At 46.8% G+C, this 14,838-nt stretch carries 12 protein-coding genes; 7 read left to right on the top strand and 5 right to left on the bottom strand.

The genetic code is table 11. From position 1 onward, the window contains the following. Together EZE20_RS18700 and EZE20_RS18695 are read left to right on the top strand one after the other, a co-directional pair. Positions 1-614: sugar MFS transporter (locus EZE20_RS18700; RefSeq protein ID WP_165933525.1), on the top strand; the 614-nt coding region annotated here is incomplete at its 5' end. 120 nt (positions 615-734) lie between these two features. Beyond that, positions 735-1,898, top strand: a complete 1,164-nt coding sequence (locus tag EZE20_RS18695) for a DNA-binding transcriptional regulator (protein WP_132120533.1) — start codon at positions 735-737, stop codon at positions 1,896-1,898. A 23-nt stretch (positions 1,899-1,921) separates the two neighbouring features. Here EZE20_RS18695 and EZE20_RS18690 read toward each other — a convergent pair whose 3' ends face one another. Next, entirely contained in the window at positions 1,922-4,618 is a 2,697-nt protein-coding gene (locus EZE20_RS18690; protein WP_132120531.1) for a glycosyl hydrolase 2 galactose-binding domain-containing protein, read from the bottom strand. A gap of 260 nt (positions 4,619-4,878) precedes the next feature. Here EZE20_RS18690 and EZE20_RS18685 point away from each other — a divergent pair, with 260 nt between their 5' ends. Both EZE20_RS18685 and EZE20_RS24555 read left to right on the top strand, forming a co-directional pair. Continuing rightward, positions 4,879-5,316 carry a DUF6934 family protein gene (locus EZE20_RS18685; RefSeq protein ID WP_132120529.1) on the top strand — a complete coding sequence of 146 codons (438 nt, stop codon included), beginning with the start codon at positions 4,879-4,881 and terminating at the stop codon, positions 5,314-5,316. 22 nt (positions 5,317-5,338) lie between these two features. Then, on the top strand, positions 5,339-5,467 hold the full coding sequence (locus EZE20_RS24555) for a hypothetical protein (protein ID WP_262709662.1): 129 nt from the start codon (positions 5,339-5,341) through the stop codon (positions 5,465-5,467). Positions 5,468-5,569: 102 nt separating this feature from the next. On the opposite strand, the gene EZE20_RS18680 is transcribed toward EZE20_RS24555, so the two are convergent. Next, complete coding sequence (locus EZE20_RS18680; protein ID WP_132120526.1) at positions 5,570-7,693, bottom strand: Ig-like domain-containing protein; 2,124 nt, start codon at positions 7,691-7,693, stop codon at positions 5,570-5,572. Positions 7,694-8,133: 440 nt separating this feature from the next. After that, positions 8,134-9,351 (bottom strand): DegT/DnrJ/EryC1/StrS family aminotransferase, encoded by a 1,218-nt coding sequence (locus EZE20_RS18675; RefSeq protein ID WP_132120524.1) that lies wholly within the window; start codon positions 9,349-9,351, stop codon positions 8,134-8,136. A gap of 138 nt (positions 9,352-9,489) precedes the next feature. Between EZE20_RS18675 and EZE20_RS18670 the strand changes: the two genes are divergently transcribed. The 3 genes from EZE20_RS18670 to EZE20_RS18660 all read left to right on the top strand — a co-directional run bounded on the left by EZE20_RS18670 (position 9,490) and on the right by EZE20_RS18660 (position 12,889). Further along, positions 9,490-10,773: a hypothetical protein gene (locus EZE20_RS18670; RefSeq protein WP_132120522.1), complete on the top strand. Its 1,284-nt coding sequence runs from the start codon at positions 9,490-9,492 to the stop codon at positions 10,771-10,773. Positions 10,774-10,924: 151 nt separating this feature from the next. Next, positions 10,925-11,815: an aldose 1-epimerase family protein gene (locus EZE20_RS18665; RefSeq protein WP_132120520.1), complete on the top strand. Its 891-nt coding sequence runs from the start codon at positions 10,925-10,927 to the stop codon at positions 11,813-11,815. Positions 11,816-11,974: 159 nt separating this feature from the next. Further along, positions 11,975-12,889, top strand: a complete 915-nt coding sequence (locus tag EZE20_RS18660) for an LEA type 2 family protein (protein ID WP_132120518.1) — start codon at positions 11,975-11,977, stop codon at positions 12,887-12,889. On the opposite strand, the gene EZE20_RS18655 is transcribed toward EZE20_RS18660, so the two are convergent. Together EZE20_RS18655 and EZE20_RS18650 are read right to left on the bottom strand one after the other, a co-directional pair. Then, positions 12,886-13,314: a hypothetical protein gene (locus EZE20_RS18655; RefSeq protein WP_132120516.1), complete on the bottom strand. Its 429-nt coding sequence runs from the start codon at positions 13,312-13,314 to the stop codon at positions 12,886-12,888. The genes EZE20_RS18660 and EZE20_RS18655 overlap by 4 nt on opposite strands. Before the next feature lie 114 nt (positions 13,315-13,428). Then, entirely contained in the window at positions 13,429-14,808 is a 1,380-nt protein-coding gene (locus EZE20_RS18650; protein WP_228713879.1) for a purple acid phosphatase family protein, read from the bottom strand. Positions 14,809-14,838: the final 30 nt, after the last annotated feature.

Genomic DNA, 14,838 nt, shown 5'->3' with positions numbered 1-14,838 from the left:
TTGAGGCAGGAGTAGCCCTGAAAGAACTTCTCACCAACCGGACCGTCATCCTCTTTTTCTTTGGCATATTTGCCTACGTAGGCACAGAGCAGGGAATTGCCAACTGGACTTCCAAATTTTTGCAGGAATACCACGGCGTAGATCCCGCCACAACGGGCGCGTCTGTCATTTCCTATTTTTGGGGCTTACTCACGATAGGCTGCCTGCTCGGATTGCTGCTCCTGAAATTTTTTGACAGCCGGTATGTCCTCTTGATTTTTACAATCGGAGCAATTGTTGCTTTATTGGCTGCACTATTTGGCAGTCGTGAAGTGGCGTTGTTCGCTTTTCCGCTGACAGGCTTTTTTGCGTCGGTTATGTGGTCCATCATCGTGTCGTTGGGACTCAACTCCGTGCCGCATCATCACGGAACCTTCTCGGGGATATTGTGCAGCGGAATTGCTGGTGGAGCCATCGTGCCGCTCCTGATTGGTGGGTTGGCCGAGGTCGTTGGCTTGCAAGGGGCGATGCTCCTGCTGTTTGGTTCGCTTGGCTATATTTTGAGTATAGGATTTTGGGCTAAACCTTTGGTAACAAACGAAACCGTTAGCCTTAAAGAATTGATGAAGAAATAACGTATGTAGATACACAATAGCGCAACCCCAGCCCTGAAAGGGCGAAATCCACTAGCACAGGGTGCAGCCCTGTGAGACTGTGGAACAATGGGAAGAAGATTGTAATTTTAATTCTGCCAGATGTACAAGATAATTCTCCTGATAGATTTCGCGGAAGAATACAGCAAAAGCCTGCTCAAAGGAATTACAAAATACTCACGCGAGCACGGCCCGTGGATTTTTTGCCGAATGCCCCTGTTTCACCGCGAGACAATGGGCCTGGAAGGAATCCTGAAATGGGCCCTCGAATGGGGCGCTGACGGCATCATCGGCCAACTCTACAACGATCGCGACATTGTCAGGATCGTGGAGGCGGGCATTCCGGTGATTGCTCAGGACTTCAAAGAGCGCTTTCCCGAAATACCAAATATAACGGGCGCGTACCGAGAAACCGGCCACATGGCGGCTGACTATTTTTTGAAAAAAGGTTTTAAAAACTTCGCCTTTTATGGGTTTAGCGACATCGTGTGGTCGCGGGAGCGGGCCGAAGGCTACGAAGAACGCATCGGAAAGGCGGGCTACGAAGTACATTATTTTGAACACCGAAAAGCCCGATCCAGTGAGCTATGGTACTATAAGCCCAGTTCGCTCAGTCAGTGGCTCAAATCGCTGCCCAAACCCGTAGCGCTAATGGCCTGCGACGACAATCAGGGGCAACACATTACGGAAGCCTGCCGCTTGTCGGGTATCCGCATTCCGGAAGAAGTAGCAGTCCTGGGAGTTGATAATGATGTCATGCTGTGCGAGTTGTCTGATCCGCCGCTGTCGAGCATTGCCCTTGACGTAGAAAAAGGGGGCTACGACTCTGCGCATTTGCTCGACCAAATGATCCGGCAAGGTACCGCTGACGCGTACGATATTGTGGTAAAACCCACGCAGGTAGTTACCCGTCACTCCACGGATATTTATGCCACCAACGATACCTGCATTGCTACATCGCTCAAATACATTCACCAGAATATTGACAAAAATTTGCAGGTAGATGAGGTCGTGAAGCAAGTGCCGTTGTCGCGTCGGGCATTGGAAAAACGGTTTCAGGACATGACCGGCTATCCCATCTACAAGTATATTTTTAACCTTCGGATGGAAAAATTTACCCAAAAACTACTCGACACTGAAATGTCCGTTTTTGAAATTGCGCTCGATATGGGTCTTACCGACAGCAAAAACATTGCCCGCCAATTCCGTCAGGTCAAAGGCTGCACGCCCATTGAGTACCGAAAACAGTACTTGGCAGGGAAGTGAAAACCTGATTTTGTACCAAATTCTTAAAATACCTTACTTCCCCCATTCACACTTCGCATTTTGATCTGCGGCAAAACGTTCGGATTTGCCTTCGTGCGCACCGTCAGGGTTTTGCGCTCGCCGGGCAGCAACGACACGTAGTTGTCTGACCAAAACACAGGCGTAATCGCTTGCCCGGTGTTTTTGTCCTGTACTTCAAGTTCGATAAAAAATGCCAGTCGATCCGTTGGATTAGTCAGGGTAACGGTCACTTCCAGCCCCTCGCTGGTTTTGGTGATTTTACTGCTAGTTTCTACCGAAGCCATTGGCAGGTTGTTTAGGGAAGAAAAATCAGCAAACGTTTTTTGCGGAGTATAAAACCAAAAATACTGCTTCCAGTCGAGCGCATCGGCCTTTTGCGCCAGCCAGTAAAAATTATTCGCCACGAGTTTTCCCGACTGATCTCTGATCTTTAAATCCAGAAACGTAACCGGCGTTGACGCATTTTTAAGAGAAGACAGGGTACGTACCTTTACCACTTCGTCGGCTTTCAACGTCACAGGTTCGGTACGCTTTTCAATGATTTTGGACGCTGCATCCAGATACGTTATATCAAGGCTGTATCCTGAAATTTTGCCTGGGCTATCGTTGCTCACATACACCGAATGATCCTGGTAATTATAGATTGCCTGCGTGGGCAAACAGGCCTTTTGGGTTCCGTAGAATGCGCCCGTTGGCATCAGGTAATAGTCGTAGAGCTGCCAGTAAAATTCCGGCCACGGGGAATTGAGCATCCACTGAATCACCCCCGTAGCTTCCCGGCGGTTGAGTACAAAAGCTTCAAACATCGGGCGCATCGCTTCATAATTCATCAGCTGCGCTTTCAGCGTAAGTTCGTCCAGATTATTGGCTGCGCCGTAGCGCTTTTCAAGGGCTGTGAGATAGACCTTCATGGTATTGAAATCTTTCCGCCCCGAGTGGAAATTCCACACCGGATTATCCGCCGGCCAAAGGTCTGCCTCCGGAATCATCTTCCGAATACTGCTTTCAGGCGGAATCTGAGGTCCCGGTCCAGTTTCTGAATTGAAGCCAAAGGCCCCGCCCAGTTTTTTATCTTCGTACCAATAGACCGGCGGTACGTACTCGTAGGGGCCGTTCATTTTCATACCCGAAGTGCCCGAAACGGTACTTTCAAAAGCGCCCGTAGAAATCAGGAACGGCCGGGTCGGATCAATTGTGGCGAGTGTTTGGCGGTAGCGTTTTTCGAGCGTTGGCGTCGGCATGGCATCGCTGCCGCCTGCCCAGGTAAAAATGCTCGGATGGTTGCGCAGCCACTTAACCTGATCGTGGAAATAGTCAGAAAGCAGCGTTTCTTCGGCAGGCGTGAGTTTTACTGCGTATAAATCTACCCCTTCGTTGATGGGCAAATTCTCGTCGCCGGGCTTGATATTCAGTTCCAGACCGAGGTAATCGGGCCATTCCCATTGGCAGCTCCACCCGACCATGAGCAGGATGCCATTGCGGTCGCAGAGGTCATAAATATGCTGTGAATTTCCCCAAACACCTTCAAACCGCAGGGCGTTGAGGTTCATGTTTTTGACGTACTGAATCTGTGCTGAATCTTTAGCGGGCTGATACCGCAAAAACAGGTCATCGACCCAACCTGCGCCTTTGATCAGCAATGGTCTACCATTAATCTTATACCCTCGTACGTCCTTATCCGTCAGGTATGTTTCCACTTTTCGCACGCCAAACGTGGTATTTTGGCGGTCTTGCAGGATTTGTTTTTCGTGTACTTCCAGCACCAGCTCATATAGTTCGGGGCTGCCCATGCCGTTGGGCCACCACAGCCGTGGATTTTTGAGTTTTAGTTGGGGAAACTCATCGGCGCTAAGTCTTATTTCTTTGTGTTCATGAGCGGCCAGCGTAATTTCTTTTTCAAATCGTACGTCTTCCAGGTAGCCCGTCAGCCGTACCGCTTTGGGAGTATCCTGATGATTGGTTAGTTCGGTCGTAATGTGGAGCGTAGCCTCCGACAGGTTTTCAGGATTGAGATCAGGCGCAACAAACGAATGATCCATTGTAACTTTGCCTGCCCGACGCAAACGAATTTCCCGAAAAATACCCATGTACTGATCCGGTGGAGTGGGTGCCCAATCGACAAAACCCATGTAAAAATCCCGAACCTGTGGCGGGAAAATCTCGATCAATAGCGTGTTTTTGCCAGCTTGGGCGTGTGCCGTTACGTCCAGTTCAAACTGCCTGAACGCACCAAACAGCGTGTCCTGTTTTGCCAGCTGAATGCCATTGAGCCAGATATTGGCGCGGTAATTTACTCCATCCACGAGCAGCCGCAGGCTTTCTTTTTCTTCCGTAAAATCCTTTAAATCAAAGCTATTTTTAAACCACCACGAATTTCTGAAAGGTTCTTTGGGAATCGTTTCCAGATTTTTACCAAAGAACGGATCTTTATACACGTTAGCTTCCACCAAAGCTCCCAGAACGGTAGTTGGTACGCTAGTTTTTACCCATCCGTTGGTCGTATCCGTTTCGGCAGCCGATAGCGTGGCGGCATCGCCGCGCACCTCTGCCGAAGAGGCTATCCACCACGATTCCGAAAGTGTGCGCTCTTCTACCACAGGGGGCTGTTGACAACCCCAACTCAGCGGTAAAAGAAATAAAATGGCAAACAGCCTGAAATAGTATGTGTTTGATAAACAGGATTTTGTACAAGTACTCATGAATTCAAAAAAAACAGAAAAAATGGTCGGTTCTTTATAGTACGCCGAAGGAGTGCTTTCGGGCCTATGGAGGGGAGGGGAAATTGGGGAGAAGGGTTTAACTCGGGAAATTTTGAATATTTATCAATATAAAAAACGTTGTCACCTGGATCAAAATTTCTTAATTTGTAGTGCTATATTTATCAACCTATCCGGACCGAAGATGACACTTTAAGTATAATCTCAATCCCTTCTTTCATACTATATTTTTCAAAAAGTGAATGAATGAACCATTTTATGAGTTTCGGGTACTTGATGAGGCTCTCCGTTTTGAGTTTTTGAGCATTAGCGATCAAAAAACTATTAAGAAAATTGTTCGATATACTGAAACAAATATTGCTCAATTGTATAACCTTTCTTTGACTGACTTGCTTGATGATGGCACGGAAAGTGATATGGTCATTTCGAATAATCAGGACATGGAAATCATACTAGCCACTGTTTTTAGAACTTTCCACGTATTTTTGACTGCTTATCCTGCTTGTCAAATTTTCTTTATGGGAAGCACACCAGTTCGCACCAGACTTTATCAGATTGCTGTTACACGTGAACTAACCAATGCACTGGAAGTGTTTGATATAAAAGGGCTTACTGATACGGGGTTTGAGCAGTTTGTTGTCAATAAGCCTTATCAGGCCTTCGTTTTTAGTTTGAAATAATGTTCAAAACGATTTTTTGATTATGAAAGATTTAGAAAAAAAAGTACCGATAAAAAACAAGAAAAAAACCGAAATGCCACATGAAGTAAAACTTCGTAAAGCCAATGAATTATTAACAAAAGTCAATGTAGCAGGACTTAAAAGTTCCTGAAATAGGTGAAGGGTAAATATACAATAAAGTAGGTTTGCAGTAGGCAGCTGACTAGATACAGTAATTTTGAATGTTCGTACCAACAAACCTAAAAATCACCTTTCACAAGCACTCAAAACACAGCTTCCGATTGTTTTGAATAGACAGTACCCCGCCTGTATAAATAAGCTTTTTCAGTGGTGCATCGCCTGTACTGATCGTGACCGTGTGGGTAGCTTTCAGCTCTACTTCCTGATCCTTGGTCGGAATGCAGGTACAGTCCCAGGTAGCAGGGTCGTGCCAATCGCCGGTTTTGATGCTGGATACAGAGTTACTTTCTACCATAATGTTTAGCGGCGCTGAGGCTAAACTGATGCAGGAATTTACAGTACATGTAGCAGTATAGGAGGTCGTTGTTGTGGGAGAGACTAGTATACTGCTGCCTGTCCCGAGGTCATTGTTCCAGGTTACAGTACCTGCACATCCCAAGGCCGTAAGTGTCGTGCTTTGCCCGGCGATGATGGTTTCAGCAGTAGCCGAAAGAGTAGGGGCAGCAGGAGTTCCCAAAATGGTAGCCGTCACCATTGTTCGAGTACTTGTACAGCCACTGACGGTACAGGATACATAGTAATTCGTAGTGCTGGTGATGGATGGTGTTGTAAAATTTGCTGTACTAGCGAGGCTTATACCTCCTGAACTTGTCGCAAACCAATCGTACGTTCCGGCACAGCCGCTTGCGGTAAGTTGTACGGAACCCGAACCGCAACGGCTGGCAGACATACCCGCAGGAGCAGCCGGAATACAGGGATTAGGTAGTATTGTGACTGAAAAATCAACGGCAGAACCTGAGCCAAAATTTGTAATCCCAGGCAGTATACATGCGCCAATAGTATTGCTACCATCCAAAACAACCCGCATTCGGAGAGGAATATTGGTGACTGCGGCGTTGGGGGGAGAAATCGTGCCATTCATTGTAGGATAATAGCCCTGACTATTATAAACAGTTTCCCCGGCATCATCAAAATCCCCATCATTGTTATAATCAATAAATATTTTGCCCCACATGGAGTTTCCCCAGGTTCCGGTGAGCGAGAAAGTATGATTGGTTCCGATTTCTAAGTCGGTTGCATTTAAGCACGTTAAATCCTGGTAATTGGCACCATCGTTAGTTGAAGAACTACCCGAGTGGAAAATTGTGCCCAGTGAGAAGGCAGAAATGCCAAAATATATGCTTAGACCATTGGTAGCTACCACGGAGCATGCGGCCAAAGGTTGGTTATTAGGTCCTGGCGGAACCTTTCCAAGCGAATTAAGTAATCCTTTTCTATAATTCAATAAAGCGTACCGCATTCTTTCGACCTGTTTGGGCGTAAATTTCTCCGTGCAGGAATAGCTCATGATATTCTTCAATACCTCACCAAAAGGGTTTCCCGTGCAGGGATTAGTTGCATTATGATCACAGCCGTCGTCCTGTTTATGCGGATCTGTGTCACTGATTTTATCCCCATCGTTTTCAGGATCGTTATTTGGAGGACAATATTGATTGCCTCCATCGCCTTCAAATGTATGATACAGATTCATGGAGTGGCCCATTTCGTGCGCCCAGAAATTGTCCATGCCAGGCCAGTTAGCGGTGGTATTAACGGCGCTTGCAGGCATGGAAATATCTCCCAGGAAATTCGCCCAGCCATATCCATTGGTATAATGGTAAATCCGAATATTAATATAATTGCCTCCTGGCCAAGTGCTTAAACTCTTCAATTGCTGTTGCATCGTGTTATTCCCAATGCTAACTCCATTGGTTTCATAGCCCTCCACACTCCGACCATCGATTCGCACTATACCATTGGTTGGCTGACAATCGGGTGTTCGGGCAGCCAAAACAAACTGCATGTTGATGTCGGGCGTAAGACCGGCGTGAATGCCTGTGGCACGAAACACGGAGTTTAGCCGATCGACGGTAAACTGTATCGCCTCATCTGAGACATTGGAGCCAACACCTACGGGCTCGCCGAGATGGTATACATGAAAAACGACCGGAATGGTATAGAGCGTGTCAAGGTCTACCAGGTTGGTACCCAACGCTTTTTTGGTTCTATGCTCCCGTTCCAGATTATCCAGATATTTTTGAATCAAAGGATTTTGGCGCAGGATGTCGTCAGTGCCACAACCCAAAATATCCTGGGCCTGAGCTACATGCAGGGTTGCCAGAAGAAGGAATAGCATTTGGAGGAAGAATGCTTTCATAGCTTTTAAAGAATGCAATTGGTATGTTAAAGGGGGTTTGGCACAATAGTAGCATTTTTTATGGAATTTTTTAGGATTGCCTTGCTAAGATTAGATCAATACTTCAAAACAATCCTGGTGCAAAGAGGATTTAAATGTCAGGCCTAAAAACAGAGTGTTGCGCCTAATCTACAAACCCCTAATAAAAAACCTTTTGCAAAACGATTATTCACTTTGCAAACGCTTTGCAAAGTGAATAATCGCCTAATAATCAAAAATTTACGGGTTTGAAATCAATAGAGATAAAAATGAAGAATCCCGATAATAATTGATGCAACAGTCTCGACGGACTTGGCGGTCAAGCTGCTGGAAGCCGCTTTTTGAGCGGCTTAAAAAGTAGAAGAATGGGTATTGAATGTAATAAATGGTTCTCTGTTATTTCCCTAAATTTCCTCCACCAACTACCCCAAAACCACCCGCTGAATCTCGCGAATAGCAGCGGCAAACTGTTGCATGTGTTCGGCAGTGCCGAGCATGCCGTGCTGTAAAATCCAAACAGCCTCTTCCTCACAGGCCTTTTCGGCTACCGGACATACCACCTGCGTGTAGTCGACGGTTTCGGGCAGGGCATAGCACATGAAGTTTTTTTGCTGAAAAAGAGGTTGCTTGTACAAAGGGTAGGGGTAGCCTTTGAAACACGGCACGCCTTCGGCGGCGAGCATTTCTACAAAGCGATTGCGGGAAATACCCTTGAAATAAGCCGACTGATATTTGAAAATGTAAATATGATAGCAATGAACCGTTTCGCCATGTCCACGGCTGAGCGGTGTGATGCCGTCAATGGTGCTAAGTAAGGTATTGAGCAGCAGTCCATTATCATTTCTGGTTTTGGTTTGCTCATTCAGTCGGCTGAGTTGGCGCAGGAGCAGAACGGCCTGCATGGGCGTGAGGCGGTAGTTGCAGCCGGGATAAAAATGATCGTACCACTGTCCTTCGGGTAGGCGACCTACGTTGCGAAGCGAACTCATAATCCGGTAAAGTTCAGGATCATTAGTAACCACCATTCCCCCTTCACCGCTCGTCAGGTTCTTGGACGATTGAAAGCTAAAACTTCCTGCATCACCCAACGTGCCGAGTTTTTGGCCTTTGTATTCGGCTCCGTGGGCATGGGCAGCGTCTTCAATCACCCGCAGGTTGTGGCGGCGGGCAATGTCCAAAAGGGCGTCCATGTCACAGGCCTGCCCGCCAAAATGTACCGGAATGATGGCCTTCGTACGGGGAGTTATGGCCGCTTCTACCGCTGCCGGATTCAGATTGTAGGTCTCCGGATCAATGTCAACGAAGACCGGCACGCCGTTGGCTTCTACCACCGTAGAGGCCGTGGCAATAAACGTATAGGGAGGTACGATCACCTCATCGCCGGGTTTGAGTCCGCAGGCAATCAACGCAAGCCGAAGCGAAACCGACCCGTTGACACAGCTGACGGCATAGCGCGCCCCGCAGTAGTCGGCAAATGCCCGCTCAAATTCTTCCACCACATCTCCGCAGTCGGGATTGCCCCAACGCCCGGTTCGGATGATTTGGGCCACGGCCTCAGCTTCGCCTTCATCATAAATTGGCCAGGGAAATTCGGATGTTACGGTTTTGGATCCACCAAAGAGGGCAAGAGTCTCGGACATACACGGGTTGTTTTTTTGTGAATAATACGAAAATTCTTTCTTTCAGGCTATCCATGTAAATTGATTTTTCATCCTAAATAGCCTATTAGTAAACATATCAGGTATATAAAATAGCTGTTGATCAATCCTTACCCTTCCATGAAACATTACTCAAAATCATTCTATTATGCGCTGCTGCTGGCAGGCATGATCCTCGGAACAGCCTGGGCCATTCGCGGGCAATTTGGCCATGAACAAGGCGCTGCCTGGGCGGGCGCTATCGGTTCGCTGGGAATTTTGGTGCTGGCCAAAAAGCCCGAGTGGTATCCCAAAGCCCTGAAAGCCACCCTCGCCGGTGCTATTGGCTGGGGCCTCGGCGGATTGATGTCATACGGCATGGTGGTGGGGTACGGACGGGGCACAGACTTCCCCAATGTCTACTACGGACTGGCAATGTTGCTTGTGATCGGCGGATTATATGGTTTTGTAGGTGGAGGGTTGTTTGGGCTGGTGCTGAGCGAGTCGGAGGAGAAAAAAGTAGCCTGGCATACGCTGAAGGTAGAAATGGTCGTGGCCGCATTGGTTGCTTATTTTTTTATTGTAGAAGAATGGGGCTGGCTCATGACCCCGCCGCGTTCCGAACTTTGGGCCGCTTGTCTGGGATCTGCATTGGGTTTGACGTGGTTTCTGGTACGAAACGGCCACCCTGCGGCATTGCGCGTGGCGATCTATGCCGGACTGGGCGGAGGATTCGGTTTTGCGTTTGGAAACTTCCTGCAAGTACTCGGAAATGTTTCACAGATTCCCTTCAACTTCTGGAATGTGATGGAATATAGCCTTGGATTTTTTGGCGGAGCGGGCATGGCTTATGGTACATTTACTGCCGACTGGAAGCCGCAAAATTCGTCAAAATCAACCGATAAACCTTTCTGGTTTGTGATGGGTGCGTTGTTGCTTTTTATCCCGCTGGTGGTCTGGGATCAGTCGTTTGGTGCGGAGCGTGTCAGCAAGATTTTGACGCCGCTTACAACTATGAACGCAGATACGATTACTCAACTTACGCAGCTCGTTGCATTTCTGTCAATTGTGGGAATGGCTTATTTCTGGTTTCACTTTTTTTATGTTCAAAATAAAAGTAAATTGTTGAATTACAATGATTTAAAATCCTTCCTTTTGGCGCATTGGGGACTATATACTTTTTTGAGCCTGCTGATTACCGGAGCTTTTTTGAGTACCTACCGCATCGAGCAGTACCTGTATCTTGTCAATATCGTCGTGGTCGGTTGGTTTATTTCCAAAGTAAAACCCGATTTTTATCCAACAGAGCTGCATTCCCGAAAGCCCTGGATTTTGCTGGCATCGACTCTGCTCGTTCTGGCAATCTTAGCCTGGATCGCAACGATGTCTCATGGAGAAGTTAAGGGCGCGCAGGTACGGTTTTGAATGGTTTTTCTCAAACTAGTATAGTAAAAGCAATAGTATCTGATGTTTTAAGAAATGAATCAATAAGCGCTGAATGCCTAAATTACTTTTTTTTGCAGCATCGAATTGCGTTTTTTTTCTTCCCGGACTAATTCTTTTACCCCGAAAATATATGAACAAGCAAACCATTGAAAATAATTTCCTTCGTATTTCGGTGCAGGAAACCGGCGCAGAACTGTGCAGTATTCAATCGGTGAAGACGGGCAAAGAATACATGTGGCAGGGCAATCCGGACATTTGGCCTTCCTACGCACCGGTGCTTTTTCCGATTGTGGGCGAATTGAAGGACGGCACGTATCATCACGAAGGTGTAAGCTATCAGCTTCCCCGGCATGGATTTGTCCGGCACAATTCGTCGGTGAAGGTAATGGGGAAAACGGATTCGAGCATTTGCATGGGACTGGACTATGACGAAGATACGTTGCTGATGTATCCCTTTCGTTTTCAGTTCAGAATCACCTTCTCGCTGGAAGAAAATAAAGTGGTGATTCGTCATGAAATTACCAATCGGGGAGAAGAAACGATGCTATTCTCCGTGGGCGGGCATCCTGGATTTGCATGTCCACGCGAGGCAGACGAAAGCTATGAAGATTATTACCTGGAATTTTCGGAAAAAGAAACGCTTTCCCGCTGGCGCCTGACAGACAAAGGCTTACTAAGCGGACAAACGGAAGCCGTTCTGCAAGAGTCAGCAATGTTGCCACTCCGTCATGAACTTTTTAAAGAAGACGCACTCATTTTTAAAAATCCTAAATCGTCAAAAATCAGCCTAAAAAGCAAGAAATCAGCTGACGTACTGACCGTCGATTATGAAGATTTTTCATACCTCGGCATTTGGGCCAAACCCGACGGCGACTACGTATGTATTGAACCGTGGTTAGGTGTGGCCGACAGTCACGATTCGGATCAACAACTCAAAGACAAAGAAGCAATTTTGCGCCTCAACACCAAAGAAACCTTTACCGCCACATACAGCATAGAGATTCAGGAAGGCAATAAATAAATCATCCAAGTAGCCCTGAAAGGGCGAAATCCATCAGCGTGGGGTGCAGCCCCACGAACGCGAAAGGGCGAAATCCATCAGCGCAGGGTTCAGCCCCATGAACCTGGAACGATAATTTTACTACATGACTATTTATTTTTCATGTAAAAGTTACCACACATGCGTTGGACAAAATACTCTTGGATTGGACTACTTGCCGCATTACTCATTATCGGTTTTGGCGTTTGGTATTTCGCCTTTAAAGACAAAAATGAAAACCCCGTTTCGGGCCTGAAACCTCGGATTGAGATGGGGTTTGGGCGGATAAGCTCCCTCACCGACAGTACCGTAGACATTACCCTTGACTTGCTGGTACATAATCCCCTGCCTTTGGAGCTTGATATTAAGGACTTTGCCTACTCCGTAGAAATGAATGGCGAGGTAATTCTGGACAATGAATATACCGAACCTTTGCTCATCAAACGGACCGATAGTACCGTAGTTACTCTTCCTTCGCAATTGAAAATCAGTACGTTAAGTCAATTGAATAAACAAGGCGATACAGAAAACGCCGACAGTGCCGACTATCGATTTGAAGGTGTGTTTCACCTCAACAAAACATTTCTGGGAAAAGATACGCTGCGTCTTGCGATGAACAAACGCTTGCCGATGTACCGGTTGCCGAAGGTAGAAATGGCGGGTTACGAAATGAAAAACTTGGGACTCCGAGAGTCGGAATTAGTGCTGCAATTGAAGTTTACCAACCAAAATGCCTTTCCAGTAGAGTTCAAAAATCCTCGGTACGTAGTTGACGTGGGCTCACAAAAAGAGTTGGCAAAAGGAGCGGTGCCGGGCGACACGAAGGTAGCATCCAAAAGCACGGAACTGTATGATATTCCGATTGCGGTCGATATGGGCGCACTGCTAAAAGCGGCCGGACAGCTAATCGGTCAGGGAAAGGATTTACCCTATAAACTTCACTTTTCTTGTCAACTGGCTTCTGATAATGAGATGTTTAAAGAAAGTGACGTGCAATTGGTCATCGAAGGAGAGCTGCGGGATTTGGATAAAGTCAAAGAGAATTTGGGAAATTAGAGATCACTTCTCCACAAAACTTTGATTTCTTTTTCTTTAAAGAAAGCTACAAGCTTACGAGCCGCCGGCGCAATTGCCCGCAATTCCCTTGTTTGTCTGTTGGTGAGTTTTATGATGACGTACTCTTCTCCAAAAAAATTGGTTTGAAATTCTACCTGACTAATTTCGCTCAAAGCGATTTCGGGAGCAACCGAATAGTTTCGTTGTTTAAAAAATCGGTATCCAAAAACGCTTACCCACATAAGCCCAAGCAATGCCTGTACGCTTTTGATTGGATCAGAAAATAGGGCAATTCCTAAGTATATAATGGAAGGCATCAAAAGAAATAGAGTTATTTTTTTATTTTTTGCGATCCTATCCTGAATAATAATCTTGCTTTCGGCAAGTTCAACGGTGCTGTTTTCGAGGTAAATAGTTTGGTTCATTTTTGGAGGTGATTACGGGTTTGAGAGGGTTTTCTTTAAAAAAGCAAGTAACAAAAAAAGCCCAAACCAATCAATCGGTTTGGGCAAGATCTATCGGACGGTAGTGGTTGATTTTTACTCTTTGGTAAGTCGCTCGGGCATTTTAGGGATTTTATTGACAATCGTGTTATGTCCGCTTTTATCCTTCTTCAACACAAATGAATCATACAATTCGCCGTTCGCTGTGAAGGCCTCGTACACAATTTCGTTTCCTTTCAGGGTAAGCAACTGAAATAATTGCGTATTCTGCGCACGCCGCTCCATCCACGGATCATCCGAAACGTCATACATTTTTGGGCCGGATACAGAAACTACGTACACCGTCGAAGAAATCTTCTCCCTGGTTTTGGTCGTGGTGAGCGTATTCGTGACGCTGCCCCGGCCATAGGCGTGGTCGTGCCCCTGCAACACGAGGTCGATTTTGTGCTTGTCTACAATGGGTTTAAACTGCTCCCGAAGTTTTGCATTATCACGTTTGGGATTGGTCGAGAAAAACGGATAGTGCAACGTAAGCACGGTCCACGGACGCGGATCGTGCGTCAGGATAGAATCCAGCCACTGTGCCTGCGCATCGGCAAACATTTTGGATTCATCGATTTGCTCAGCATCCAGTGAAATCACTTTCAGGTTAGCATAGTTGATCTGATAGCAGGTTTCTTCCAATCCTTTGGGGCCGTTTGCGGGCAGGTTAAACTGCTTTTTCCATTGTGGCGACAAAATTACCCCCTTGGCGTACTCGTGGTTTCCGGGAGTCATCATAGTCGGAACCGTAGCATGAATAAACGATCCGGCATAAAACCATTCTCCCCACTCAATATCTTCGTTGGAGCGGTTGATGAGGTCACCGGCATGCAGCATAAAATCAACCTCCGGCATTTTGCGATAAGCTTCCCGCACCACGCGCGACCACATCGATTTCAGGTTGTTTTGTGCATCGCCAAAGTACAGAAACGACAGCGATTCTTTGGGTTTTGGGGTATGAAACTGAAACCACTCACTCCAATGATCGCCCGAACCTACCCGATACACGTAGGTTTGGCCGGGTGCAAGTGAGTCAAGGCGGGCCGCATGGTAGTTGGCTTCAATGACGACATCGCCGTTTTGCACCGACAAAAACTCGGTAGTAGCCGTCAGGCTATGAATTTTTTTCTGGAACTCCGGCCCGGCCGTTGCTTCGGCCCACTGTACCGTTCCCTGTGTAATTGAAGTTTCGGTGCGCCAATTGACGGCCACGGAAGTTTCCGGCTTTTCGGTCAGGTTCAAAATCACACGATCCGGTACGGCAGTAGGAAACAGCAGCCGCTGATCAATTTTCTGGTCCATGCTCAATCGCTTCGCCAAAGCTTCGCCCCGGGGCGAAAGCAACTGCGCTTGTGCTACGAGCGTAGAGCCAAGAATTATGGCGGTGAGTAATAGATTTTTTTTGTGAAATCGTGAATCAAAAAAGGAAAACATCAGCAGTTAATTTTGGAAAAATTATAAAAG

This window comes from Arundinibacter roseus (assembly GCF_004348825.1).
GTDB classification, from domain to species: Bacteria; Bacteroidota; Bacteroidia; order Cytophagales; family Spirosomataceae; genus Arundinibacter; species Arundinibacter roseus.
This window is presented reverse-complemented; position numbering and strand designations above follow the sequence as displayed.

Bases quoted from the DNA above. Each gene is read 5' to 3' on its own strand.
- EZE20_RS18650 (WP_228713879.1), bottom strand. From the start codon at position 14,808: ATGTTTTCCTTTTTTGATTCACGATTTCACAAAAAAAATCTATTACTC.
- EZE20_RS18695 (WP_132120533.1), top strand. From the start codon at position 735: ATGTACAAGATAATTCTCCTGATAGATTTCGCGGAAGAATACAGCAAA.
- EZE20_RS18660 (WP_132120518.1), top strand. From the start codon at position 11,975: ATGCGTTGGACAAAATACTCTTGGATTGGACTACTTGCCGCATTACTC.
- EZE20_RS18665 (WP_132120520.1), top strand. From the start codon at position 10,925: ATGAACAAGCAAACCATTGAAAATAATTTCCTTCGTATTTCGGTGCAG.
- EZE20_RS18655 (WP_132120516.1), bottom strand. From the start codon at position 13,314: ATGAACCAAACTATTTACCTCGAAAACAGCACCGTTGAACTTGCCGAA.
- EZE20_RS18670 (WP_132120522.1), top strand. From the start codon at position 9,490: ATGAAACATTACTCAAAATCATTCTATTATGCGCTGCTGCTGGCAGGC.
- EZE20_RS18680 (WP_132120526.1), bottom strand. From the start codon at position 7,693: ATGAAAGCATTCTTCCTCCAAATGCTATTCCTTCTTCTGGCAACCCTG.
- EZE20_RS18685 (WP_132120529.1), top strand. From the start codon at position 4,879: ATGAATGAACCATTTTATGAGTTTCGGGTACTTGATGAGGCTCTCCGT.
- EZE20_RS24555 (WP_262709662.1), top strand. From the start codon at position 5,339: ATGAAAGATTTAGAAAAAAAAGTACCGATAAAAAACAAGAAAAAAACC.
- EZE20_RS18675 (WP_132120524.1), bottom strand. From the start codon at position 9,351: ATGTCCGAGACTCTTGCCCTCTTTGGTGGATCCAAAACCGTAACATCC.
- EZE20_RS18690 (WP_132120531.1), bottom strand. From the start codon at position 4,618: ATGAGTACTTGTACAAAATCCTGTTTATCAAACACATACTATTTCAGG.